The organism is Micromonospora sp. CNZ322 (assembly GCF_007827755.1).
Map to the genome: position 1 here is coordinate 68,174 of NZ_VITD01000018.1, position 24,997 is coordinate 93,170.

Annotated in this window: 20 protein-coding genes; 19 read left to right on the forward strand and 1 reads right to left on the reverse strand. The window is 72.8% G+C overall.

What is annotated here, in order from left to right; genetic code table 11:
- Positions 1-203: 203 nt before the first annotated feature.
- From pyrR to FB453_RS30100, 15 genes are all read left to right on the forward strand, one after another.
- Entirely contained in the window at positions 204-788 is a 585-nt protein-coding gene (gene pyrR / locus FB453_RS30030) for a bifunctional pyr operon transcriptional regulator/uracil phosphoribosyltransferase PyrR (protein WP_145795590.1), read from the forward strand.
- Positions 785-1,711 carry an aspartate carbamoyltransferase catalytic subunit gene (locus FB453_RS30035; protein ID WP_091401900.1) on the forward strand — a complete coding sequence of 309 codons (927 nt, stop codon included), beginning with the start codon at positions 785-787 and terminating at the stop codon, positions 1,709-1,711. The genes pyrR and FB453_RS30035 overlap by 4 nt, the downstream gene beginning before the upstream one ends.
- Positions 1,708-2,985: a dihydroorotase gene (locus tag FB453_RS30040; protein ID WP_145795592.1), complete on the forward strand. Its 1,278-nt coding sequence runs from the start codon at positions 1,708-1,710 to the stop codon at positions 2,983-2,985. Before FB453_RS30035 ends, FB453_RS30040 begins: the two co-directional genes overlap by 4 nt.
- Complete coding sequence (gene carA, locus FB453_RS30045) at positions 2,985-4,148, forward strand: glutamine-hydrolyzing carbamoyl-phosphate synthase small subunit (protein ID WP_145795594.1); 1,164 nt, start codon at positions 2,985-2,987, stop codon at positions 4,146-4,148. The genes FB453_RS30040 and carA overlap by 1 nt, the downstream gene beginning before the upstream one ends.
- Positions 4,141-7,488, forward strand: coding sequence for a carbamoyl-phosphate synthase large subunit (gene carB / locus FB453_RS30050; protein WP_145795596.1), 3,348 nt, complete (start codon positions 4,141-4,143; stop codon positions 7,486-7,488). Before carA ends, carB begins: the two co-directional genes overlap by 8 nt.
- Entirely contained in the window at positions 7,485-8,531 is a 1,047-nt protein-coding gene (locus FB453_RS30055) for a quinone-dependent dihydroorotate dehydrogenase (RefSeq protein ID WP_145795599.1), read from the forward strand. Before carB ends, FB453_RS30055 begins: the two co-directional genes overlap by 4 nt.
- A gap of 87 nt (positions 8,532-8,618) precedes the next feature.
- Complete coding sequence (locus FB453_RS30060) at positions 8,619-9,893, forward strand: adenosylmethionine--8-amino-7-oxononanoate transaminase (RefSeq protein WP_145795601.1); 1,275 nt, start codon at positions 8,619-8,621, stop codon at positions 9,891-9,893.
- A 73-nt stretch (positions 9,894-9,966) separates the two neighbouring features.
- A complete protein-coding gene (gene pyrF / locus FB453_RS30065; RefSeq protein ID WP_112584584.1) occupies positions 9,967-10,803 on the forward strand; it encodes an orotidine-5'-phosphate decarboxylase in 837 nt (278 codons plus the stop codon).
- A gap of 178 nt (positions 10,804-10,981) precedes the next feature.
- Positions 10,982-11,299 carry an integration host factor, actinobacterial type gene (gene mihF, locus FB453_RS30070; protein WP_112584585.1) on the forward strand — a complete coding sequence of 106 codons (318 nt, stop codon included), beginning with the start codon at positions 10,982-10,984 and terminating at the stop codon, positions 11,297-11,299.
- A gap of 25 nt (positions 11,300-11,324) precedes the next feature.
- The gene (locus tag FB453_RS30075) at positions 11,325-11,858 is read left to right on the forward strand and encodes a nucleoside/nucleotide kinase family protein (RefSeq protein WP_112726818.1); all 534 of its coding nucleotides are present in this window, start codon (positions 11,325-11,327) and stop codon (positions 11,856-11,858) included.
- 64 nt (positions 11,859-11,922) lie between these two features.
- On the forward strand, positions 11,923-12,186 hold the full coding sequence (rpoZ, locus tag FB453_RS30080; RefSeq protein WP_030335666.1) for a DNA-directed RNA polymerase subunit omega: 264 nt from the start codon (positions 11,923-11,925) through the stop codon (positions 12,184-12,186).
- 14 nt (positions 12,187-12,200) lie between these two features.
- Complete coding sequence (gene coaBC, locus FB453_RS30085; protein ID WP_145795603.1) at positions 12,201-13,409, forward strand: bifunctional phosphopantothenoylcysteine decarboxylase/phosphopantothenate--cysteine ligase CoaBC; 1,209 nt, start codon at positions 12,201-12,203, stop codon at positions 13,407-13,409.
- Positions 13,410-13,496: 87 nt separating this feature from the next.
- Complete coding sequence (metK, locus tag FB453_RS30090) at positions 13,497-14,690, forward strand: methionine adenosyltransferase (protein ID WP_091401916.1); 1,194 nt, start codon at positions 13,497-13,499, stop codon at positions 14,688-14,690.
- The gene (locus FB453_RS30095; protein WP_145795690.1) at positions 14,687-16,660 is read left to right on the forward strand and encodes a primosomal protein N'; all 1,974 of its coding nucleotides are present in this window, start codon (positions 14,687-14,689) and stop codon (positions 16,658-16,660) included. Before metK ends, FB453_RS30095 begins: the two co-directional genes overlap by 4 nt.
- A gap of 261 nt (positions 16,661-16,921) precedes the next feature.
- On the forward strand, positions 16,922-17,905 hold the full coding sequence (locus tag FB453_RS30100; RefSeq protein ID WP_112604931.1) for an AAA family ATPase: 984 nt from the start codon (positions 16,922-16,924) through the stop codon (positions 17,903-17,905).
- An 80-nt stretch (positions 17,906-17,985) separates the two neighbouring features.
- Here FB453_RS30100 and FB453_RS30105 read toward each other — a convergent pair whose 3' ends face one another.
- Positions 17,986-19,266 (reverse strand): S1 family serine peptidase, encoded by a 1,281-nt coding sequence (locus FB453_RS30105; RefSeq protein WP_145795605.1) that lies wholly within the window; start codon positions 19,264-19,266, stop codon positions 17,986-17,988.
- A 239-nt stretch (positions 19,267-19,505) separates the two neighbouring features.
- On the opposite strand from FB453_RS30105, the gene FB453_RS30110 reads away from it, so the two are divergent.
- Genes FB453_RS30110 through FB453_RS30125 form a run of 4 tightly spaced genes read left to right on the forward strand, consistent with a single transcriptional unit; the run spans position 19,506 to position 24,996 of the window.
- Positions 19,506-22,028 (forward strand): helix-turn-helix domain-containing protein, encoded by a 2,523-nt coding sequence (locus tag FB453_RS30110; RefSeq protein WP_145795607.1) that lies wholly within the window; start codon positions 19,506-19,508, stop codon positions 22,026-22,028.
- 45 nt (positions 22,029-22,073) lie between these two features.
- Positions 22,074-22,631: a peptide deformylase gene (gene def, locus FB453_RS30115; protein WP_145795610.1), complete on the forward strand. Its 558-nt coding sequence runs from the start codon at positions 22,074-22,076 to the stop codon at positions 22,629-22,631.
- Positions 22,632-22,636: 5 nt separating this feature from the next.
- On the forward strand, positions 22,637-23,563 hold the full coding sequence (fmt, locus tag FB453_RS30120; protein ID WP_145795612.1) for a methionyl-tRNA formyltransferase: 927 nt from the start codon (positions 22,637-22,639) through the stop codon (positions 23,561-23,563).
- Positions 23,518-24,996, forward strand: coding sequence for an RsmB/NOP family class I SAM-dependent RNA methyltransferase (locus FB453_RS30125; RefSeq protein ID WP_112584593.1), 1,479 nt, complete (start codon positions 23,518-23,520; stop codon positions 24,994-24,996). The genes fmt and FB453_RS30125 overlap by 46 nt, the downstream gene beginning before the upstream one ends.
- Position 24,997 lies beyond the last annotated feature (1 nt).

Genomic DNA, 24,997 nt, shown 5'->3' on the forward strand with positions numbered 1-24,997 from the left:
GTCGTGCCCCTACCGTTGCGGAGCGTCCGGGGAGTTTTCTCCTTTTCCAGTGCCTGACCCGGTGGTCAGCGGCCGCCGTCCATCACCCCGGTGACCACTGGTAACGTGGCGGAAGCCCCGGCCCAGGTCCGCTGAGCGGTCCGGCCGGAGGTGCCCGACATCCTTTAACGACCCGTCCCGTGAGGCGGGGAAGGAGGTCCGCCGTGGCATACCCACAGGCTGCCCGCTCGTCACCACCGCAACAACCCTCGGTGAAGGTGATCCTCGCCAGCGCCGACGTGCAGCGCGTGGTCGACCGCATCGCCCACCAGATCCTGGAGAAGACCCAAGGCGCCGCCAACACGGTGCTGCTGGGGATTCCCACCCGGGGCACCCCCCTCGCCCGGCGGCTCGCCGACCGGATCAGCACCTTCGAGGACGTCGCCGTTCCGGTCGGTGTGCTCGACATCACCCTGTACCGCGACGACCTCCGTCGGCACGCCACCCGCGCGGTTGGTCCGACCGAGCTGCCTCCCGGCGGGATCGACGGCAAACGGGTCATCCTGGTCGACGACGTGCTCTTCTCCGGCCGCACCGTCCGGGCCGCGCTCGACGCGCTCAACGACGTGGGCCGCCCGGCCTCGGTGCAGCTCGCCGTCCTGGTCGACCGGGGCCACCGGGAGTTGCCGATCCGCGCCGACTACGTCGGCAAGAACATCCCGACCTCGCTCGCCGAGAGCGTCAAGGTGACGCTCGCCGAGATCGACGGGACGGACGAGGTCAAGCTCTACGGGGGACCTGCCTCATGATCAAGCATCTGCTCTCCGGCGGGGACCTGGACGCCGACACCGCCACCGAGATCCTGGACACCGCCGCCGAGATGGCCACCGTCGCCGGCCGGGAGATCAAGAAGCTTCCCGCGCTGCGCGGACGGACCGTGGTGAACCTCTTCTACGAGGACTCCACGCGTACCCGGATCTCCTTCGAGGCGGCGGCGAAGCGGCTCAGCGCCGACGTGATCAACTTTTCCGCGAAGGGGTCCAGCGTCACCAAGGGTGAGAGCCTGAAGGACACCGCGTTGACCCTGCAGGCCATGGGCGCGGACGCCGTGGTCATCCGACACCCCGCCTCCGGCGCGCCGCACCGCCTGGCCAACTGGGTGGACGGGTCGGTGGTCAACGCCGGCGACGGCACCCACGAGCACCCCACCCAGGCGCTGCTGGACGCGTACACCATGCGGGCCCGGCTGGGCCGGCTCGCCGGCCTGTCGGTAGCGGTGGTCGGGGACGTGCTGCACTCCCGGGTGGCCCGCTCTAACGTGCTGCTGCTCTCCACCCTCGGCGCCAAGGTCACCCTGGTCGGCCCGCCGACCCTCATCCCGGTCGACATCGCGGGCGCCCTCGCGCCCGGCACCGACGTCTCCTACGACCTCGACTCCGTTCTGCCGAACGTGGACGTGGTGATGATGCTGCGCGTGCAGCGGGAGCGGATGAACGACTCCTACTTCCCCTCCGCACGGGAGTACGCCCGCCGCTACGGGCTGGACGGGCCGCGGATGCGCCGGCTGCCCGAGCACGCGATCGTCATGCACCCCGGCCCGATGAACCGGGGGATGGAGATCACCCCCGAGGTCGCCGACTCACCCCGCTCCACCATCGTCGAACAGGTCACCAACGGGGTCTCCGTGCGGATGGCTGTCCTTTACCTGCTGCTCGGAGGGAACAACCGGTGACCGCGTACCTGATCACCAGCGTGAGTGTCGTCGGCGCCGCGCCGACCGACCTGCTGATCCGCGACGGCGTGATCGCCGAGGTCGGTGCCGGCCTGACCGCGCCGGACGCCACAGTCGTCGACGGCACCGGCCTGGTTGCCCTGCCCGGCCTCGTCGATCTGCACACCCACCTGCGCGAGCCCGGTCGGGAGGACGCCGAGACCGTGGAGTCCGGTTCCCGGGCGGCCGCGCTGGGCGGCTACACGGCGGTCTGCGCGATGGCCAACACCTCCCCGGTGGCGGACACCGCCGGTGTGGTCGAGCAGGTCTGGCGGCTCGGCCGCGAGGCAGCCCTGGTCGACGTGCAGCCGATCGGCGCGGTCACCGTCGGGCTGGCTGGCGAGCGGCTGGCCGAGCTGGGCGCGATGGCCGACTCGGCGGCCCGGGTGCGGATCTTCTCCGACGACGGGCACTGCGTCGCCGACCCGAAGTTGATGCGCCGAGCCCTGGAGTACGTCAAGGCGTTCGACGGGATCATCGCCCAGCACGCCGAGGAGCCCCGGCTCACCGAGGGCGCCCAGATGCACGAGGGTGAGGTCTCCACCCGGCTCGGCCTGATCGGCTGGCCGGCGGTCGCCGAGGAGGCGATCATCGCCCGGGACGTGCTGCTCGCCGAGCACGTGGGCAGCCGACTGCACGTCTGCCACGTCTCCACCGCCGGCAGCGTCGAGGTGCTGCGCCAGGCAAAGGCCCGCGGCGTACGCGTGACCGCCGAGGTGACCCCGCACCACCTTCTGCTCACCGACGAACGGGCGGAAACCTACGACCCGGTCTACAAGGTGAACCCGCCGCTGCGCACCGCCGCGGACATCGCCGCGCTGCGTGCCGCCCTCGCCGACGGGGTGATCGACGTGATCGCCACCGACCACGCCCCGCACGCGGTGGAGGACAAGGAGTGCGAGTGGGCGTACGCCCGACCGGGGATGCTCGGTCTGGAGACGGCCCTCTCCATCGCGCTGGACGTGCTCGGCCCCGAGTGGGACCTGATCGCCGAGCGGATGTCGCGCACCCCCGCGCGGATCGCCGGCCTCACCGGGCACGGCGTCGACCCCGCGCCGGGTGTGCCGGCCAACCTGACCCTGATCGACCCGGCCGCCCACCGCACCATCGAGCCGGCGGAGCTGGCCAGTCGCAGTCGCAACACTCCGTACGCCCGCATGACGCTGCCAGGTCGCATCGTGGCGACCTTCCTGCGTGGCGAGCCGACGGTCCTGGACGGAAAGGCTGTCAAGTAATGGTCAAGCGCAGACCCGCAATCCTGGTGCTGGAAGATGGGCGCACGTTCCCAGGCGAGGCGTACGGCAGCGTCGGAGAGACCTTCGGCGAGGCGGTCTTCAACACCGGCATGACCGGTTACCAGGAGACCCTGACCGACCCGTCCTACCACCGTCAGGTGGTGGTGCAGACCGCGCCGCACATCGGCAACACCGGCGTCAACGGCGAGGACGACGAGTCCGGTCGGATCTGGGTGGCCGGCTACGTCGTGCGCGACCCGGCCCGGATCGGCTCGAACTGGCGGGCCACCGGTGGTCTCGAGGACCGCCTCGCCACCGAGGGCGTGGTGGGCATCAGCGGGGTGGACACCCGGGCGCTGACCCGGCACCTGCGCGAGCGGGGCGCCATGCGGGTGGGCATCTCCAGCATCGACAACGACCCGCAGAGCCTGCTGGCCCGCGTGCGCCAGGCGCCGCAGATGGCCGGCGCGGACCTGTCCGCCGAGGTGAGCACCGCCGAGCCGTACGTCGTCGAGGCCCTGGGCGAGCACCGGTTCACAGTGGCCGCGCTGGACCTGGGCATCAAACGCAACGTGCCGCGTCGGCTGGCCGCCCGTGGGGTGACCACCCACGTGCTGCCGGCGTCGTCGAGCATCGACCAGATGCTCGCCACCGGCGCCGACGCGATCTTCCTGTCGCCCGGCCCGGGCGACCCGGCCACCGCCGACGCCCCGGTGGCGCTGGCCCGGGAGGCGCTGCGGCGGGAGGTGCCGCTGTTCGGCATCTGCTTCGGCAGCCAGATCCTCGGTCGGGCGCTCGGCTTCGGCACCTACAAGCTGGGCTACGGCCACCGGGGGATCAACCAGCCGGTGCTCGACCGGGTCACCGGCAAGGTCGAGGTGACCAGCCACAACCATGGCTTCGCCGTCGAGGTGCCCGGTGTGGGCGCCGGCGCGGTCGTCCCCGACCAGGTGATCGACACCGACTTCGGTGGCGTACAGGTGTCGCACGTCTGCCTCAATGACAACGTGGTCGAGGGGCTGCGGGCCGTGGACCTGCCCGCGTTCACCGTCCAGTACCACCCGGAGGCGGCGGCCGGCCCGCACGACGCGGACTACCTCTTCGACCGATTCGCCGATCTCATCGAGGGCCGGACCCACAGCAAGGGGCGCAGCAATGCCTAAGCGGACCGATCTCAAGCACATCCTCGTGATCGGCTCCGGGCCGATCGTCATCGGGCAGGCCTGCGAGTTCGACTACTCCGGCACCCAGGCGTGCCGGGTGCTGCGCAGCGAGGGGATCCGGGTCAGCCTGGTCAACTCCAACCCGGCGACGATCATGACGGACCCGGAGTTCGCCGACGCGACCTACGTCGAGCCGATCACCCCGGAGTTCGTGGAGCTGGTCATCGCCAAGGAACGCCCGGACGCGATCCTCGCGACCCTCGGCGGGCAGACCGCGCTGAACACGGCCGTCGCCCTGCACGAGGCCGGCGTCCTGGAGAAGTACGGCGTGGAGCTGATCGGCGCGAACATCGACGCCATCAACCGGGGCGAGGACCGGCAGCTGTTCAAGGAGATCGTGGCGAAGGCCGGCGTACGGCTGGGTGTCGACGACCCGACCGGGCTGGTGCCCCGCTCGCGGGTCTGCCACTCGATGGACGAGGTCGAGGCGACAGTCGCCGAGCTGGGACTGCCGGTGGTGATCCGGCCGTCGTTCACCATGGGTGGCCTGGGCTCCGGCATGGCGCACAACCCGGAGGACCTGGCCCGTATCGCCGGCGACGGCCTGTCCGCCAGCCCGGTGCACGAGGTGCTCATCGAGGAGAGCGTGCTCGGCTGGAAGGAGTACGAGCTCGAGCTGATGCGCGACCGGCACGACAACGTGGTGGTGGTCTGCTCGATCGAGAACATCGACCCGATGGGTGTGCACACCGGCGACAGCGTCACAGTGGCCCCGGCCATGACGCTCACCGACCGGGAGTACCAGCGCCTGCGTGACCTGGGCATCGCCGTGCTGCGCGAGGTCGGGGTGGACACCGGCGGCTGCAACATCCAGTTCGCGGTCAACCCGGTCGACGGCCGGATCGTCGTGATCGAGATGAACCCCCGGGTGTCGCGGTCCTCGGCGCTGGCCTCCAAGGCGACCGGCTTCCCGATCGCGAAGATCGCCGCGAAGCTGGCCATCGGCTACACCCTCGACGAGATCCCCAACGACATCACCCTGAAGACCCCGGCGGCGTTCGAGCCGACCCTCGACTACGTGGTGGTGAAGATCCCCCGGTTCGCGTTCGAGAAGTTCCCCGGCGCGGACCCGGAGCTGACCACCACGATGAAGTCGGTGGGCGAGGCCATGAGCCTCGGGCGCAACTTCACCGAGGCGCTGAACAAGGCGATGCGCTCGATGGAGACCCGATCATCTGGGTTCTGGACCACTCCGGACCCTGAGGGCGCCACCCGCTCGGACACCCTCGCCGCGCTGCGGATCCCGCACGACGGCCGGTTGTACACGGTGGAGCGGGCGCTGCGGCTCGGCGCGTCGATCGCCGAGGTCGCCGAGGCGTCCGGCGGGATAGACCCGTGGTTCCTGGACCAGATCGCCGCGCTGATCGAGCTGCGCGCCGAGATCGTCGACGCGCCGGTGCTCGACGCCGACCTGCTGCGCCGCGCCAAGCGGGCCGGTCTGTCCGACCGGCAGCTCGCCGCGCTGCGCCCGGAGCTGGCCGCCGAGGACGGCGTACGGACCCTGCGCCACCGCCTGGACGTGCGCCCGGTCTACAAGACCGTGGACACCTGCGCGGCCGAGTTCGAGGCGACCACGCCGTACCACTACTCCACGTACGACCTGGAGACCGAGGTCGTGCCGTCGGACCGGCCGAAGGTGCTGATTCTGGGCTCCGGCCCGAACCGGATCGGGCAGGGCATCGAGTTCGACTACTCGTGCGTGCACGCCGTCCAGGCGTTGCGGTCGGCCGGTTACGAGACCGTCATGGTCAACTGCAACCCGGAGACGGTCTCCACCGACTACGACACCGCCGACCGGCTCTACTTCGAGCCGTTGACCTTCGAGGACGTCCTGGAGGTCTGGCACGCCGAGGACTCGTCCGGTCGCGCGGCCGGCGGGCCGGGTGTGGTCGGGGTGGTCGTCCAACTCGGCGGGCAGACCCCGCTGGGGCTGGCGCAGCGGCTCAAGAACGCCGGTGTGCCGATCGTCGGCACCTCCCCGGAGTCGATCCACCTGGCCGAGGAGCGCGGCGCGTTCGGCGCGGTGCTGGCCCGCGCCGGACTGCGCGCGCCGGCGCACGGCATGGCCACCTCGTACGACGAGGCCAAGACGATCGCCGACGAGATCGGCTACCCGGTGCTGGTCAGGCCGTCGTACGTGCTGGGCGGTCGAGGCATGGAGATCGTCTACGACGACCCGACGCTGCGCGACTACATCGGCCGGGCCACCGACATCTCCCCGGACCACCCGGTGCTGGTGGACCGGTTCCTCGACGACGCCATCGAGATCGATGTGGACGCGCTGTGCGACGCCGACGGCGAGGTCTACATCGGCGGCGTGATGGAGCACATCGAGGAGGCGGGCATCCACTCCGGCGACTCGTCCTGCGCGCTCCCGCCGATCACGCTCGCGGGCTCGCACCTGGTCGAGGTCCGCCGCTACACCGAGGCCATCGCGCGTGGCGTCGGGGTCCGTGGCCTGCTCAACGTGCAGTACGCCCTCAAGGACGACGTGCTCTACGTGCTGGAGGCCAACCCGCGTGCGTCGCGGACCGTCCCGTTCGTCTCCAAGGCCACGGCGGTGCCGTTGGCCAAGGCGGCGGCCCGGATCGCGCTCGGGGCGAGCATCGCCGAGCTGCGGGCCGAGGGCCTGCTGCCGGCGACGGGGGACGGGGGCACGATGCCCGCCGACGCGCCGGTCGCGGTCAAGGAGGCGGTGCTGCCGTTCAAGCGTTTCCGGACCCGCGCGGGCAAGGGGATCGACTCGCTGCTCGGGCCGGAGATGAAGTCGACCGGCGAGGTGATGGGCATCGACACCAACTTCGGGCATGCCTTCGCCAAGAGCCAGTCGGCCGCGTACGGGTCGCTGCCGACCGCCGGGAAGATCTTCGTCTCGGTGGCCAACCGGGACAAGCGCGGCATGATCTTCCCGATCAAGCGGCTGGCCGATCTGGGCTTCGAGATCGTCGCCACCGCCGGCACGGCCGAGGTGCTGCGCCGGCACGGCATCGCCTGTGAGCAGATCCGTAAGCACTACCAGGCGGGTGCGGGCGACGACGCGGTGTCGCTGATCGGCGGCGGCCACGTGGCGCTGGTGATCAACACGCCGCAGGGTTCGGGTGCCAGCGCCCGCTCCGACGGCTACGAGATCCGCAGCGCGGCCGTCACCGCGGACATCCCCTGCATCACCACGGTTCCCGGCGCAGCCGCGGCGGTGATGGGCATCGAGGCGCGGATCCGCGGCGACATGCAGGTCCGCCCCCTGCAGGACCTGCACGCCATCCTGCGGGCGGCCCAGTGACAGTGTTCGAGCAGGCGGTACGGCCGTGGTTGTTCCGGCTGGGGGGCGGGGACGCCGAGGCGGCGCACGAGTGGACGCTGCGGCGGTTGGCGGCCCTGTCGCGGCGGCCGGCCGCGCTCGCCGCACTGCGGGCCCGCTATGCGGTCGACGCGCCGCGCACGGTGTTCGGGGTGCGGTTCCCCAACCCGGTCGGGTTGGCCGCCGGCATGGACAAGGACGGCGCGGCGCTGCCGGCCTGGCCGGCGCTCGGCTTCGGTTTCGTGGAGGTCGGCACTGTCACCGCGCACGCCCAGCCGGGCAACCCTCGGCCGCGGCTGTTCCGGCTGCCGGCCAGCGAGGCGGTGGTCAACCGGATGGGCTTCAACAATGCCGGGGCCGCCGCGCTGGCCGCCCGGCTGGCGGCGCTGCCGCGCCCGCTCGGGGTGCCGCTGGGCATCTCGCTGGGCAAGTCCAAGGTGACGCCGCTCGACGAGGCGGTCGAGGACTACCTCGCCTCGTACCGGGCGCTGCGCGGGCACGGCGACTACTTCGCGGTGAACGTGTCCTCACCAAACACCCCGGGTCTGCGGTCGTTGCAGGACCGTGGCCACCTGGACGCGCTGCTCGGCGCGTTGGTGGGGGAGAAGCCGGTGCTGGTCAAGATCGCACCAGACCTGACCGAGGCGGCGATCGCCGAGCTGCTGGAGGTCTGCCTGGCCCGGGGTGCCGCCGGGGTGATCGCCACCAACACCACGCTGTCGCGGGACGGCCTCGCCGGCGTCGACGTCGAGCGTGGCGCGCAGGCCGGTGGTCTCTCCGGTCGGCCGCTCACCGGGCGGGCCCGCGACGTGGTCGCCTTCGTCCACTCCGAGACCGGCGGCCGGCTGCCGATCATCGGCGTCGGCGGGGTGCTGGACCCGGACGACGCGGCGCGGATGTTCGACGCCGGCGCCGCCCTGGTGCAGCTCTACACCGGCTTCATCTACCGAGGACCGGCCCTGGTCCGTGCCGCCGTCCGCGCGGCGGCCGCAACGGCGGCACCGGACGCGGTCGCCGGCCGGTGACCGCTCCCGGTCCGGTGCTGGCCCGGAGGTTCGATCCGGCCGCAGGACGTCCGCCGTCCGGACCGCTTGAGGCGCAGAGGAGTACGCGTGACACCCGAGGAGATCCTGGCCGCTGACCGGGCGCACGTCTGGCACCCGTACGCCGCGCTGCCGCCGGCCAACCCGCCGTACGTGGTGCGCGGCGCCGAGGGGGTACGGCTCACCCTGGCCGACGGGCGGGAGCTGGTGGACGGGATGTCGTCCTGGTGGGCGGCGATCCACGGGTACCGGCACCCGGTGCTGGACGAGGCGGTGACCGACCAGCTCGGCCGGATGAGCCACGTGATGTTCGGCGGGCTCACCCACGAGCCGGCGGTGCGGCTGGCCCGGACCCTGGTCGAGCTGACCCCGGACGGCCTGGAGCACGTGTTCCTGGCCGATTCCGGCTCGGTCAGCGTCGAGGTGGCGGTGAAGATGTGCCTGCAGTACCAGCGGGCCGTCGGGCGGCCGCAGCGGCGCCGGCTGGCGACCTGGCGGGGTGGCTACCACGGCGACACGTTCCACCCGATGAGCGTCTGCGACCCGGAGGGCGGGATGCACCACCTGTGGGGCGACGTGCTGCCCCGGCAGGTGTTCGCCCCGGTGCCGCCGGGCGGCTTCACCGATCCGCCCGACGACGCGTACGTGGCGGCGCTGGTGGAGACGGTCGAGCGGCACGCCGACGAGTTGGCCGCCGTGATCGTCGAGCCTGTCGTCCAGGGCGCCGGCGGGATGCGCTTCCACCACCCGGGCTATCTGCGGGTGCTGCGCGAGGTGACCCGAGCGCACGGGATTCTGCTGATCTTCGACGAGATCGCCACCGGGTTCGGCCGTACCGGCGAGATGTTCGCCGCCGAGCACGCCGGGGTGACGCCGGACGTGCTCTGTGTGGGCAAGGCGCTGACCGGCGGGTACCTGACCCTCGCGGCGACAGTGTGCACCGCGGAGGTTGCCCGGGGCATCTCGGCGACCGGCGTGCTGGCGCACGGGCCCACGTTCATGGGCAACCCGCTGGCCTGCGCGGTGGCGAACGCCTCCATCGGGCTGCTGCGGGCCGGAGACTGGGCCGGCCAGGTCGCCAGGGTCGGCGCCGGCCTGCGCGCCGGTCTGGAGCCCCTGCGCGGCACGCCGGGCGTGGCCGACGTACGGGTCCTCGGCGCGATCGGCGTGGTCCAGCTCGATCACGAGGTCGACCTCGGCGCGGCGACCGCGGCCGCTGTCGCCCAGGGGGTGTGGCTGCGTCCGTTCCGCGACCTGATCTACACGATGCCGCCGTACGTCACCGACGACGCCGACCTGGCCCGGGTCGCGACCGGGGTGGCGGCGGCGGTGGCGGCTGGCTGAGTCGGCCCGGTCACCGGGTCGACGGGTTACCCGGGCGGGTCGGCCGCCCGGACGAGAAGAGGAGAACACTCCGATGGAGAGCTTCGGTACCCGGCTGCACCGGGCGATCACCGAGCGGGGCCCGCTCTGTGTGGGCATCGACCCGCATCCCGGTCTGCTGGCTCAGTGGGGCCTCCCGGACGACGTTCAGGGGCTCGAACGCTTCAGCCGGACCGTGGTGGAAGCGCTCGGTGACCGGGTTGCGGTAGTCAAGCCTCAGTCGGCCTTTTTCGAGCGGTTCGGGTCCCGAGGTGTGGCGATTCTTGAGTCAACTATCCGACAGTTACGAGATGCCGGCTCGCTCGTTCTGCTTGACGTCAAGCGCGGCGACATCGGCTCGACGGTGAGCGCGTACGCCGCCGCGTACCTTGATCCATCCAGCCCCGTGTATGTCGACGCGGTCACCGCGAGCCCCTACCTCGGGGTCGGTTCGCTGGCGCCGATGTTCGAGCTGGCCGCCGAGCACGGCGGCGGGGTGTTCGTGCTGGCCCTCACCTCCAACCCCGAGGGCGCGGCCGTGCAGCGGGCCGTCACGGCCGACGGCCGCACCGTGGCGCAAACCGTGATCGACGAGATTTCCCAGCTCAACATGGGTGCGTCCCCGCTCGGGAGCTTCGGTCTGGTGGTCGGCGCGACCATCGGTGACACCGGTCACGACCTCTCCGGTGTGGGCGGCCCACTGCTCGCTCCGGGGCTCGGCGCGCAGGGTGCCGGCGCAGCCGATCTGCGTACCGTCTTCGGTTCGAGCCTCGCCTCGGTGCTTCCGTCGTACTCCCGGGAAGTGCTCTCGGCAGGTCCCGATGTGGCCGCGCTGCGGGCCGCCGCGGACCGCGTGTTGGTCGACTGTCGGGCCGTCCTGCCTGCCCGGTGACTGACTGACGGGTCGGTCACTCTACGGTGATCATGCGGCCCCCACGTTGCCGAAAGCTCCGTTGGCCGCTAGTTTTCCCCGCGCTGGGAACCATGGACCCCTTGGTTCACAGCGACACCACGTTTCACAGATGCGGCGGTGCGCCCCGCCCGCCGCGATAGGGACCTGAGGAGAACTGGTGCCGCTCCCGTCACTGACCCCCGAACAACGCGCTGCCGCGCTCGAGAAGGCCGCGGAGATCCGCAAGGCCCGTGCTCAGCTGAAGGAGCAGCTCAAGCAGGGCAAGACCACCCTCGGTGCCGTCCTCGAGCGGGCCGAGAACGACGACGTCGTTGGCAAGCTCAAGGTGTCGGCCGTCCTGCAGGCCATGCCGGGCATCGGCAAGATCCGGGCTACCCAGATCATGGAGAAGCTCAAGATCGCCGACAGCCGTCGCCTGCGTGGCCTCGGCGAGCAGCAGCGCAAGGCACTGCTTGGAGAGTTCGCCGCCAACTGAACCTGGCAGCGTGTAGAAACAAGCAGTGAGCACGGATGACGAGGCGCGCCCGGCGGCTCGGCTCACTGTCCTGGCTGGACCTTCGGGTTCCGGCAGGGAGAGTGTCGTCGAGCTCGTCCGGGCGCGTTCTCCGTCCGTGTGGATCCCGGTCGCGGCAACCACCAGGCCGCGCCGGGAGTCGGAGATCGACGGGGTGGACCGCATCTTCCTCGCCCCCGCCGAGTTCGATCGACGGATCGTCGACGGCGAGCTGCTGGAGTGGTCCCGGATCGGTTCGCACCGCCGGGGCACCCCGTACCCCCCGCTGCGCGCCCGGCTCGACGCCGGGCAGCCGGTGCTGCTCCCGCTCGACCTGCGCGGCGTCCCACTGATCCGGGCGCGACTGCCCGATGCCCGGCTGGTGTTGCTGAGCCCACCCGGGTACGCGCCCGACGCCACGGTGGCCGCCACCGTCGAGCACGCGCTGACCCACGACCACACCGAACGGGTGGTCGAGGAGCTGGTAGGCTTACTCGGTTCTTCTTATCCGGATCCGGCCTGGTCGCGCGTGCGTGGCTGACGGTCGGCCGCCGTTGAGACTCAGCACCGCGTCCGCGCGGCTCGAAAGACGCAGAGGTTAATTCGTGGGATCCATCGCCAACCCCGAAGGCATCACCAACCCGCCGATCGACGAGCTCCTCGAGAAGACGACGTCGAAGTACGCGCTGGTCATCTTCGCCGCCAAGCGCGCGCGCCAGGTCAACGCCTACTACAGCCAGCTCGGTGAGGGTCTGCTGGAGTACGTCGGCCCGCTCGTCGAGACCACCCCGCAGGAGAAGCCCCTCTCCATCGCCATGCGCGAGATCAACTCGGGCCTGCTCACCGCCGAGCCGACCGACCAGCCGTAAGCCCCCGCTGGCCGATGTCCGCCTCGATCGTCCTCGGGGTCGGTGGCGGCATCGCCGCCTACAAGGCGTGCGAGCTGCTGCGACTCTTCACCGAATCCGGTCACCGGGTTCGGGTCGTGCCAACCGCGTCGGCGCTCCGCTTCGTTGGAGCGCCGACCTGGGCCGCGCTCTCCGGTCAACCGGTCGCCGACGACGTCTGGACCGACGTCCACGAGGTGCCGCACGTCCGGCTCGGTAAGCAGGCCGACCTGGTGGTGGTCGCTCCGACCACCACCGACCTGCTCGCCAAGGCCGCCCACGGCCTCGCCGACGACCTGCTGACCAACACCCTGCTGACCGCCCGCTGCCCGGTCCTGCTGGCCCCGGCCATGCACACCGAGATGTGGGAGCACCCCGCCACAGTGGCCAACGTGGCGACGTTGCGCTCGCGGGGGGTCCGGGTCATCGAGCCCGCCGTCGGCCGGCTCACCGGCGCCGACACCGGCAAGGGTCGGCTGCCCGACCCGGCGGAGATCTTCGCCGTCGCCGGACGGCTCCTGGCCCGCGGCGACTCCGCCCCCGCCGACCTGGCCGGTCGCCGGGTGGTCGTCACCGCCGGTGGCACCCGCGAGCCCCTCGACCCGGTGCGTTTCCTGGGCAACCGCTCGTCGGGCAAGCAGGGCTACGCGTTCGCCCGCGCGGCGGTCGCCCGGGGTGCCCGGGTCACAGTGATCTCGGCCAACGTCGGCCTCGCCGACCCGGCCGGGGTCGACCTGATCCGGGTGGGCACCACCGCCGAGTTGCGGGAGGCGACCGTCAGGGCCGCCGTCGAGGCCGACGCGGTGGTGATGGCGGCGGCTCCGGCCGATTTCCGGCCCGCGACGTACGCGACTGGCAAAATCAAGAAGTCGGACGACGGTGTCGCGCCCACCATCGAGCTCGTCACGAACCCGGACATCGCGGCGGAGCTCGGCCAGCGCAAACGACCGGGGCAGGTGCTGGTGGTGTTCGCCGCCGAGACCGGCGATGCCGAGGCCAACGGCCGGGCGAAACTCGCCCGGAAGCGGGCCGACCTGATCGTGGTCAACGAGGTCGGTCCGGACCTGGTCTTCGGCGCCGACACCAACACGGTGACGGTCATCGGAGCGGACGGTTCGGTCAGCCGGCTGCCCGAGCAGGCCAAGGAGGCTGTGGCCGACGCCGTGTGGGATCTCGTCGTGGCGCGGCTGCCCGGCCGCTCCTGACGGGTGGAACAGGGCGCGACCGATCCCGACACCGGCCGCAGTGGTGATTAGACTGCCGCGGAACGACCTCACACGCTTAGGAGTGCCGTGACACGCCGTCTCTTCACGTCCGAATCGGTCACGGAAGGCCACCCGGACAAGATCGCTGACCAGATCAGCGATGGCATCCTCGACGCGCTGCTGACCGAGGATCCCCACAGCCGCGTGGCCGTGGAGACCATGATCACCACCGGTCAGGTGCACATCGCCGGTGAGGTGACCACCAAGGCGTACGCCGACATCCCGACGATCGTCCGCCGGACCATCCTCGACATCGGCTACGACTCGTCGAAGAAGGGCTTCGACGGCGCCTCCTGCGGGGTCAGCGTCTCCATCGGCGCGCAGTCCGAGGACATCGCGCAGGGTGTGGACAACGCCTTCGAGCTGCGCACCGGGGCGTCGGAGAGCGCGCTGGACGCGCAGGGTGCGGGCGACCAGGGCATGATGTTCGGCTTCGCCTGCTCGGAGACGCCCGAGCTGATGCCGCTGCCGATCGCGCTCGCGCACCGGCTGGCCCGCCGCCTCTCGGCGGTGCGCAAGGACGGCACGATCCCGTACCTGCGGCCGGACGGCAAGACCCAGGTCACCATCGAGTACGAGGGGCTGCGCCCGGTCCGGCTGAACACCGTTGTCGTGTCCAGCCAGCACGCCGCCGACATCTCGCTGGACTCGCTGCTCACCCCGGACGTGCGCGACCACGTGATCGCCCCGGAGCTGGAGAGCCTCGGCCTGGACACCGACGGTTACCGGCTGCTGGTCAACCCGACCGGCCGGTTCGAGATCGGCGGCCCGATGGGTGACGCCGGGCTGACCGGCCGCAAGATCATCGTCGACACCTATGGCGGGTACGCCCGCCACGGTGGCGGCGCGTTCTCCGGCAAGGACCCGTCCAAGGTGGACCGCTCGGCCGCGTACGCGATGCGCTGGGTTGCCAAGAACGTGGTCGCCGCCGGTCTGGCCGAGCGGTGCGAGGCGCAGGTCGCCTACGCCATCGGCAAGGCGCACCCGGTGAGCCTGTTCATCGAGACGTTCGGCACCGAGACCGTGCCCGTCTCCTCGATCGAGAAGGCCGTCACCGAGGTGTTCGACCTGCGTCCGGCCGCGATCATCCGGGACCTCAACCTGCTCCGCCCGATCTACCAGCAGACCGCCGCGTACGGCCACTTCGGCCGGGAGCTGCCGGACCTGACCTGGGAGAGCACCGACCGGGCCGCCGACCTCAAGTCGGCCGCGGGAGCCTGACCGCCACCAAGCGCAGCGACCGGCGACCCGCGGACGGGTCGCCGGTCGCGCGCGTCTGCGTGGATGTGGGACTGGCGCACCTGGACCGGCCGTTCGACTACCTGGTGCCGACGGAGCTGGACGAGGTGGCGGTGCCCGGCACCCGGGTGAAGGTGCGCTTCGCCGGGCAACTCGTCGACGGGTGGTTGCTGTCACGCGCCGACGACTCCGGGCACACCGGCCGCCTCGCGTACCTGGAGAAGGTGGTCTCCCCGGAGCCGGTGCTTGCCCCCGAGGTCGCCCGGCTGGCCCGAGCGGTCGCCGACCGGTACGCGGGCAGCCTCGCCGACGTGCTCCGGCTCGCCGTGCCACCCCGGCACGCCCGGGTGGAGAAGGAGCCCTGCGACGAGCAGCCCACCCCGGCGGCCCCCACCGAGGCGGTCGACCCGCGCGGGTGGCGCGACTACCCGACCGGTCCGGCCCTGCTGCGGGCGCTCGCCGACGGCCGGGCGCCCCGCGCGGTCTGGTCGGCGTTGCCCGGTGAGGACTGGGCGGCCCGTTACGCCGACGCGGTGGCGGCCACCGTCGCCGGTGGGCGCGGCGCGGTGGTGGTGGTGCCCGACGCGCGTGACCTCGACCGCCTCGACGCCGCGCTCACCGGCGTGCTCGGCCCGGGACGGCACGTCAGCCTCTCCGCCGCGCTCGGCCCGGCCCGGCGGTACCGGGCCTTCCTCGCCGCTCGGCGTGGCCAGGTGCCGGTGGTGATCGGCACCCGGGCGGCGATGTTCGCCCCGGTGGCCCGGCTCGGCCTCGTCGCCGTCTGGGACGACGGTGACGACCTGCACTCCGAGCCCCGGGCGCCCCACCCGCACGCCCGCGACGTGCTGCTCACCCGCGCCCACCTCGCCGAGGCCGGCGCTCTGGTCGGCGGGTACGCCCGGACGGCCGAGGCGCAGCTGCTGGTGGAGACCGGCTGGGCCGCGGAGGTGGTCGCCGACCGGGCCACCGTGCGGGCCCGGATCCCGGCCATCGCGCCGACCGGGGACGACCCGCAACTGGCCCGCGACCCCGGGGCCGCCACCGCCCGGCTGCCCAGCCTGGCCTGGACGGCTGCCCGCGACGCGCTCCGCCAGGACCTGCCGGTGCTGGTGCAGGTGCCCCGCCGCGGCTACCTCCCGTCGATCTCCTGCGCCGAGTGCCGCACCCCGGCGCGCTGCGCGCACTGTGCCGGCCCGCTCGCGCTGCCCTCGGCCGGCGGCACCCCGGCCTGCCGGTGGTGCGCCCGGGTGGCGGCCGCGTACGCCTGCCCGGAGTGCGGTGGGCGGCGGCTGCGGGCCGCGGTGACCGGCGCCCGGCGGACCGCCGAGGAGCTGGGCCGGGCGTTCCCCGACGTGCCGGTGCGCACCTCGGGGCGCGAGGAGGTGCTGACCGACGTGCCCGGTGGCGCGGCCCTGGTGGTGGCCACCCCGGGTGCCGAGCCGGTCGCCGAGGGCGGCTACGGCGCGGTGCTGCTGCTCGACTCGTGGGCCCTGCTGACCCGGGCCGACCTGCGCGCCGGCGAGGAGGCACTGCGCCGCTGGCTGGCGGCGGCGGCGCTGGCCCGCCCGGCGCCGGCCGGTCGGGTGGTGGTGGTCGCCGACGGCGCGCTCGCCCCCGTGCAGGCGCTGCTGCGCTGGGACGCCGGCTGGTTCGCCGGTCGGGAGCTGACCGAGCGCCGCGAGCTGGGCTTTCCGCCGGCCGTGCGGATGGCGAGCGTCACAGGAGCGGCCGAGGCGGTGGCGGACCTGCTGGCGGCGGCGCGGCTGCCGGACGACGCCGAGGTGCTCGGGCCGGTGCCGGCCGAGGAGGGCCGGGAGCGGATGTTGGTCCGGGTGCCCCGGGCCCGGGCCGCCGCGCTCGCCGAGGCGTTGCACTCGGCCGCCGGCGTCCGGGCCGCTCGCAAGGCCGCCGATCCGGTTCGTCTCCAGGTCGATCCGCTGAGCCTGTTCTGAGGCGTTTCGGCCGGTGCCGACGGTCGCGGACCTCGCCCGCTGCCGGGGGCCCTCGCACACCGCGTCCGGCAAAGCGGTGGCGCCCGAGTGGTAGCATCGCCCGTCATGCCAAGGCGTACGACGGGCTCCAGTTCGCGAGGGGGCGTCAGCCGCGCCGAGCTGGAGCCGTCGCGGGATGGCGCGACGGACGATGGCGGGAACGCGTCGGTCGGGCGCGAGGTCGATGATGTCAATGAGCCGGTGATCAGGGGTGGACCAGTCGTGACCGTTGGACAATCGATCGTCTTCAACGGCGACCTCGGCAGCGGCAAGAGCACCGTGTCGGTCGAGATCGCCAAGCGGCTCGGCATGCGCCGGGTCAGCGTGGGGGATCTGTACCGGGAGATGGCGCAGCAGCGGCAGATGACCGCGCTGCAGCTCAACCTGCACGCCGAGCTCGACCAGGCGGTCGACGGCTACGTCGACCAGCTTCAGCGGGACATCGCCGCCTCCGGTGAGCGCCTCATCATGGACTCCCGGTTGGCCTGGCACTTCTTCACCGACGCGCTCAAGGTGCACATGATCACCGAGCCGGGCGAGGCGGCCCGCCGGGTGCTCGCCCGCCCCTCCGGGCCGGCGGAGAGCTACGCCTCCCTGGACGAGGCCAAGGCCAAGCTCCGGGAGCGCAGCGCGAGCGAGCGCAGCCGGTTCATCATCCGTTACGGGGTGGACAAGGCCCGGCTGCGCAACTATGACCTGATCTGTGACACCACCCGGGCGTCCGCCACCGAGGTGATCGAGCACATCGTGGCCGCGTACGAGGGCACGCTCGGCGCCGAGGTGCTGCGCGACGCGCCGCCGCTGCTGCTGCTGGACCCGGCCCGGGTCTACCCGACCGAGGACATCGCCACCCTGCGCGGTCTGTGGGACACCGACTTCGTCGGTGGGGTGGCCGAGGCCGGCGACGAGGCCCTCGAACCGCTGAAGATCGGGTTCACCGGCGAGTACTTCTTCGTCGTCGACGGCCACCGCCGCCTCAGCGCCGCCCTGCAGAACGGGTTCTCCCTGGTCCCCGCCCAGCTGGTCGCCGAGGTCGACGAGCCGGTAGTGGGTGGGATGACAGCGATCGACTACTTCGCCGCCCAGGTGCGCCCCGGCCTGGTCTACGACTGGGAGGCGGCTCACAAGATCCAACTGCCGCTGCCCGAGCCAGCCCTGCTCCGCGGCGACGCGGTGCTCGCGGGCGACCCGGGCGCCAGCGTCTGAACCCGGCGTGTGGCCGGGCCGACGCGCGGGGTACGCGCGCCGGCCCGGCCACCGAGTCGTACGGCGGTCGCCGAGACGGCTCAGCCGAGGATGACGCCTGAGGCGCCCACTCCGGCCATGCCGGAGAAGATGTCCTCGTAGTACATCCGCCAGGCGCAGACCCGGTTAGTGGTCACGTAGCCGGTGCAGGGCACCGAGGTGTTGGTGTCGTCGATGGCGGTGTTGGTGCCGGTCGCCCAGACCTGGAGGGTGTTCGCCGCGTTCACGATCTCCACGGGGCCGCCGCTGTCACCCTGACCGACGGCGTTGGTACGCGTGGTGTTCTCGGCCTGCACCTGACCGCAGACAGTGCCGAAGTCGCGGACGTTGATGCAGAGGTTGCGGGCCTTCACCTGGATCGAGCACCGGGTGCCGGAGTACGCGCCCGAGGTGCACACGAAGTTGCCGACCTGGCTGGCCGACGCGCCGATCACCTGATTGCTGAACTCGCTGACCACTCCGCCGGCCGCGTTGGTGCTGTTGTTGAAGACCCGGCCGCCCGAGCTGCCCGCGAGGAGCAGGGTGTCCGTGCCGGTGTTGCGGGTGCCGACGATGCCGATCGTCTGCCCGGTCGGGTCGGTCGCGAGAACGTTGAGGTTGGCGCAGTGCGCGGCGGAGAGCATCCGCGCCACCCCGCCCTGGAAGACCCCGAAGCCGGTCGAGCAACCACCGCCGGTGGCGGTGTTGCGCCACGCGGCGCCACCCCACCACGGCGCCGTGTCGTCCCACCGGGTGGCGGGCGCGGCGGCGACCCCGGTCTGCACTGTCACCGGTACGCCGGCGAGAGCCGTCGCACCGAGCAGCCCGTCCTGGGTGCCGACGAGCAGGCCGGCGCCGTCGGCGCGCGGCCCGACCGTGGTGATCTTGTTGCCGGCTGCGGCCCGCAGCCGCTCCGCGGCGACCATGAGTTCCCGCTGTGAGTACGCGGCGGGCAGCACCTGGGTGGCGACGGTGGCCCGGGCGGTGGCCACCAGGTTGGCGGGCGGCTCACCCTTCCAGTAGACCTGGAGCTGGCGGCTGGTGGGATCGGCGACGATACCGGCGAAGCCGGAGTTCGCGCTGCGCTGTGCCGCGTTCGTGATCCGGGCGGCGGCGGTGTTCATGCGCTGCTGCAACCGGAGCAGCTCCGACCAGGAGGCGAAGCCGCCGGGGACCGGTGTGCTGTCGACGAAGGATCCGGTGGTGGCGGCCTTGCCGCCCGGTGCGGCGGTGGCCGGGGTGGCGGTCACGCCCGCGGCGAGCAGCGTGAGACCGATCGCGGCGACGGCGACGCGACGCAGCATCGCCACGGGACGCCGGGTGGTCGGGTGTGGACGGATCATCGGGTACCTCTTCCCCCAGGGAGCGTGGAGCGGGCCGAGCCCGCACCAGGACGGTGGCAGGGGCATCGACGCCACGGGGCGGATCCTGGACGGGACTGGACACCGCTGGACACCGCTGGACGGTGAAACGGTCCGCAGTGGAACTGTCATACATTGGCAGGCGTCTATCGAATGGCGTGGGGCCGGAATTACCCTGCCCGTGCGCATCCGGGGGGCCGGATGACCGGGGTGGGGGTCGCATGTCCGAGCAGTGGATACCGTCCGGCACTCATCAGACGTCACATGGGTCAGCCGAGCTGGCCCGCGCCGGCGCCGAGGCGCAGACACTGCCCGAGTTGGCCGGGTTGCTGCGCCAGTTGCGCCGCCGCGAGGCCCGGCAGCAGGGCGAGACCCTGCTGACGTACCGGCAGTTGGCCGCGAAGACCGGCTGGTCACGCGGGATCATCGGGGAGTACTTCGCCGGCAACATCCTGCCGCCGCCAGAGCGGTTCGACGCTCTCATCCGGCTGCTCGGGGCCACCCCCGCCGAGCAGGGGGTGCTGGCCACCGCGCGGGACCGGGTCGAGGAGCGACGCCGACGCCCGAACCGGGAACACGCGACCACCGGACGGGCGGTCGCGCGGGCCAGGGTCGTCGGCCCGCGCGCCGGCACCACGTCCCCCCGGTTCCCGATACCCCGCCAACTGCCCCCGGCGCTGCCCGGGTTCGTCGGGCGTGCGACCCAACTCGCCCAGCTCGATGCCGAATGCGCTCGCGCCGTGGCGCCCGAGAACGACGGCATGGCGTCGGTCACCGTCATGACCCTGTCCGGTACGGCCGGGGTCGGCAAGACGACCCTGGCGGTCACCTTCGCGCACCGGGTCGCCGATCGCTTCCCGGACGGCCAGCTCTACGTCGACCTGCGCGGGTTCGACGCCACCGGAACGGTGGTGACGGCCGTCGAGGCGGTCCGAGGTTTCCTGGAGGCCCTCGAGGTACCGCCCGAACGCATCCCCACCCACCTGCCCGCGCAGGTGGGCCTCTACCGCAGCCTGCTCGCCGGCCGCCGGATGCTGGTGCTGCTGGACAACGCCCGCGACGCCGACCAGATCCGCCCCCTGCTGGTCGGCAGCCCGAACTGCCTGGTCCTGGTAACCAGCCGCAACCGGCTCGCCGGGCTGATCGCCGCCGAAGGTGCCCGGCCGATCGGCGTCGACCTGCTCAGCACCGCCGAGGCCTGGCAACTGTTGGCCCGGCGGCTCGGCACGGACCGGTTGGCGGCCGAGCCGCAGGCGGTGGACGAGATCATCGAGCGGTGTGCGCGACTGCCGCTGGCGCTGGCCGTGCTCGCCGCGAGAGGTGCGGAGAAGCCGACGTTCCCGCTGGCCACCCTCGCGGCCGAACTGTGGGCGGCGCCGCGACCACTCGACTCGTTCGACGGAGGGGACGCCGGCACCGACGTGCAGGCCGTCTTCTCCTGGTCGTACCGGAGCCTGAGCCCGGCGGCGGCCCGCCTGTTCCGGCTCTTCGGCTGCCATCCCGGACCGGACATCGGGTTCGCCGCGGCGGCCAGTCTGGCCGGGCTGCCCCGGGCCCAGGTGCCCCGACTGCTGGCCGAGCTGGCCCACGCGCACCTCGTCACCGAGCACGCCCCCGGCCGGTTCGGCGCGCACGACCTGCTCCGGGCGTACGCGGCCGAGCAGGTCGAACGTCTCGAACCGGAGCAGGCCCGGCGGGCCGCGATCCGGCGTGGGCTGGACCACTACCTGCACACCGCCCACGCTGCGGCGCTGCTGCTGCAACCGGGTCGGGACCCGGTCACCCTCACCACCGCCGCGCCAGGTGTGCTGCCCGAGGAGATCACCGACCTCGGTCAGGCGCTCGCCTGGTTCAGCGTCGAGTATCCGGTGCTGCTGGCGGCGGTCGCCCACGCGAGGCGGGCCGGGTTCGACGGCCATGCGTGGCAGCTGGCCTGGACACTGGTGGACTTCCTGCAACGCCGGGGGCGGTGGCCGGACCTGGCCGTGGCCCAGCGCAACGCCCTGGCCGGGGCGCAGCGGGCCGGCGACCGACCCGGGCAGGCGAACGCCCACCGCGACCTCGCCCGGGTGCTGTCCCGGCTGGGTCGGGTGAACGAGGCGGCGAGGAACTACCGGCAGGCCCTGGTGATCTTCGCGGAGTTGGCTGACCACACCGGGCAGGCGCGCACCCACCGGGCGTTCGGCGCGATGCTCGACGGGCTCGGCCGGCACGCCGAGTCCCTGGAGCAGAGCGAGCGGGCCCTGGCGCTGTACCGGGCCGCCGGGCACGTCGCCGGGGAGGCCAGCGCCCGCAACGCGGTGGGGTGGGCGTACGCACAGCTCGGCCGGTACGAGCCGGCGCTCGGGCACTGCCGGGAGGCGTTGGCGCTGCTGCGGACGACAGGCGACCGGCACGGCGAGGCGAACACCTGGGACAGCCTCGGCTTCATCCACGCCCGCCTCGCTGACCACCGGGCGGCGATCCGCTGTTTCCAGCGGGCCATCGGGCTGTACCGGCGGGTCAGCGACCGCTACGACGAGGCGGACACCCTGTCCCGGCTCGGCGAGAGCCGGCAGGCGGTGGGGGACGCGGCCGGCGCCGCGCGTACCTGGCGGCGGGCCCTGGGCATCCTCGACGATCTCGGCCACCCGGACGCCGAGCGGGTGCGGGAGCTGTTGGCCGGGGAGCCCGCCGTGACGCTGGGCACACCGGCGGTGGTTGAGCGAGGTGCGCCGCCCGACGCCCGGCCGGGCACTCCGTAGACTGGTACGGCACCGCTCGTCCACCCGAAGAAGGAGCCGTCCCGCGTGACCGTCCAGCCCATCCGTCTGTTTGGGGATCCGGTGCTGCGCACGCCGGCCGATCCGGTGGTCGACTTCGACGCCGAGCTACGTCGGCTCGTCGCCGACCTCACCGACACGATGCGTGAGCAGAACGGCGCCGGCCTGGCCGCGCCGCAGCTCGGTGTGAGCCTGCGGGTGTTCACCTTCGACGTCGACGACGTCCTCGGGCACCTGATCAACCCGGTGCTGGAGTTCCCCGACGAGGAGGAGCAGGACGGCCCGGAGGGCTGCCTGTCGATCCCCGGGCTCTACTTCGACACCAAGCGTCGGCAGAACGTCGTCGCCAAGGGCTTCAGCTCGTTCGGCGACCCGATGCAGATCGTCGGCACCGGCCTGATGGCGCGCTGCGTGCAGCACGAGACCGACCACCTCGACGGGGTGCTCTTCCTGGACCGGCTTGACGCGGAGGGGCGCAAGGAAGCCATGAAGGCGATCCGCCAGGCCGACTGGTACGACGCGTCGGCCCCGCCCACTGTCAAGCTCAGCCCGCACATCAGCGACCCCTTCGGTCTGGGGCGCTGACCCGGATGCGCGTGATCTTCGCCGGTACGCCGGCCGTCGCCGTTCCCGCCCTGGCCGCCGTCGCCGCCTCCCGACACGAGCTGGTGGCCGTGGTCACCCGGCCCGACGCGCCCGCAGGCCGCGGACGGGGCCTGTCCCGGTCGCCGGTCGGGGCGTGGGCAGACGAGCACGGCGTCGAGGTGCTCACGCCCGCCCGCCCCCGCGAGCCGGAGTTCCTCGACCGGCTACGCGAGCTGGAGCCGGACTGCGTGCCGGTGGTCGCCTACGGCGCGCTGGTGCCGCCGGCGGCCCTGGAGATCCCCCGGCACGGCTGGATCAACCTGCACTTCTCCCTGCTGCCCGCATGGCGTGGCGCCGCGCCCGTGCAGCACGCCGTGCTGCACGGCGACGAGCTGACCGGGGCCAGCGTCTTCCAACTGGAAGAGGGTCTGGACACCGGCCCGGTGTACGGCACGCTGACCGACGAGATCCGCCCCACCGACACCTCCGGCGACCTGCTGGGGCGGCTCGCCGATTCCGGCGCCGGGCTGCTGGTGGCGGTGCTCGACGCGATCGCCGACGGCACCGCCCGCGCCGAGCCCCAGCCGGCCGACGGAGTGTCGCTGGCGCCGAAACTGACAGTGGACGACGCGCGGGTGCGCTGGGGCGACCCGGCCTTCGCCGTGGACCGGCGGATCCGGGCCTGCACGCCCGCGCCGGGCGGCTGGACCACGTTCCGCGACGAGCGGGTCAAGCTCGGCCCGGTCGTCCCGGTGCCCGACGGCCCCGAGCTGAAGCCGGGGGAGTTGCTGGTGGAGAAGTCCCGGGTGCTGGCCGGCACGGCGACCGTGCCGGTACGTCTCGGCGAGGTCCGCGCCGCGGGCAAGCGGGCGATGGACGCGACCGACTGGGCGCGCGGCGTCCGGGTCGGCACAGGAGAGGACTTCGCGTGACGGCACCGGAGGGAACCCGACCGACGCGCTCCGGCCCGTCGACCGGCCGTGGCGGGGATCGCCGCCCGGTCCGACCACCGCTGGACCGACCGCGCCGCGCCGCGTACGAGGCGGTGGCGGCGGTGCACCGGGACGACGCGTTCGCCAACCTGGTGCTGCCCATCATCCTGCGGGAGGAGGGGCTGTTCGGTCGGGACGCGGCCTTCGCCACCGAGCTGACCTACGGCACCCTGCGCCACCTGGGCACGTTGGACGCGATCCTGACCGACGCGGCCGGCCGGGACGTGGCCCGGATCGACCCGCCGGTACGCGACGCGCTGCGGCTCGGGGCGTACCAACTGCTGCACACCCGGGTGCCGGCGCACGCCGCGGTCTCGTCGACTGTGGACCTGGTCCGTTCGGTCGCACCGGGCGCTACCGGCTTCGCCAACGCGGTGCTGCGCGAGGTGTCCAGCCGTGACGCGGACGCCTGGGTGGCGAAGCTCGCCCCACCGATGGAGACGGACCCGGTCGGGCACCTCGCGTTGGCGTACAGCCACCCGCAGTGGATCGTGCGGGCCTTCTCTGAGGCGCTCGGCGGCGATCTGGGTGAGACGGAGCGCCTCCTTATCGAGGACAATGAGCGCCCTCCGGTGCACCTGTGCGCCCGGCCCGGCCTGATCGACCCGGTCGAGCTGGCCGACCAGGTCGGCGGTGCGCCCGGTGCCTTCTCGCCGTACGCCGTCTATCTCCCCGGCGGGTCGCCGGGCGACATCCCTGCGGTCGTCGACGGCCGGGCCCACGTCCAGGACGAGGGCTCCCAGTTGGTGGCCACCGCGCTCGCCGACGCGCCGCTGGACGGCCCGGACGGGCGTTGGCTGGACCTGTGCGCCGGCCCGGGTGGCAAGGCCGGGTTGCTCGGCGCGCTGGCCGCGCAGCGGGGTGCCCGGGTGACCGCGGTGGAGGTGGCCGAGCACCGCGCCCGGCTGGTCTCCCTGGCGACCCGGGACCTGCCGGTGACCGTGCTGACCATGGACGGCCGTGAGGTCGGCGGCGACCCGAAACTGCCGGAGCAACACTTCGACCGGGTGCTGGTCGACGCACCGTGTACCGGGCTGGGGTCGCTGCGTCGTCGGCCGGAGTCGCGCTGGCGTCGCCAACCGTCCGACCTGCCGCCGCTGACCCGGCTGCAACGGGAACTGCTCGGCGCGGCGCTGCGGGCGGTCCGCCCGGGTGGCCTGGTCGCCTATGTCACCTGTTCGCCGCACACCGTCGAGACGCACGTGACGGTGACCGAGGCGGCCCGCCGTAGCGGGGTTGCGGTGGACTTCGTGGACGCCCGCCCGCTGCTGCCGGCCGGCATGCCCGGTCTCGGTGACGGGCCGACAGTGCAGCTCTGGCCACACCGCCACGGCACCGACGCGATGTTCCTCGCCGTCCTGCGCCGAGGCTGAT

Bases quoted from the DNA above. Each gene is read 5' to 3' on its own strand.
- FB453_RS30035 (WP_091401900.1), top strand. From the start codon at position 785: ATGATCAAGCATCTGCTCTCCGGCGGGGACCTGGACGCCGACACCGCC.
- carA (WP_145795594.1), top strand. From the start codon at position 2,985: ATGGTCAAGCGCAGACCCGCAATCCTGGTGCTGGAAGATGGGCGCACG.
- carB (WP_145795596.1), top strand. From the start codon at position 4,141: ATGCCTAAGCGGACCGATCTCAAGCACATCCTCGTGATCGGCTCCGGG.
- pyrF (WP_112584584.1), top strand. From the start codon at position 9,967: ATGGAGAGCTTCGGTACCCGGCTGCACCGGGCGATCACCGAGCGGGGC.
- coaBC (WP_145795603.1), top strand. From the start codon at position 12,201: ATGTCCGCCTCGATCGTCCTCGGGGTCGGTGGCGGCATCGCCGCCTAC.
- FB453_RS30105 (WP_145795605.1), bottom strand. From the start codon at position 19,266: ATGATCCGTCCACACCCGACCACCCGGCGTCCCGTGGCGATGCTGCGT.
- FB453_RS30110 (WP_145795607.1), top strand. From the start codon at position 19,506: ATGTCCGAGCAGTGGATACCGTCCGGCACTCATCAGACGTCACATGGG.
- fmt (WP_145795612.1), top strand. From the start codon at position 22,637: ATGCGCGTGATCTTCGCCGGTACGCCGGCCGTCGCCGTTCCCGCCCTG.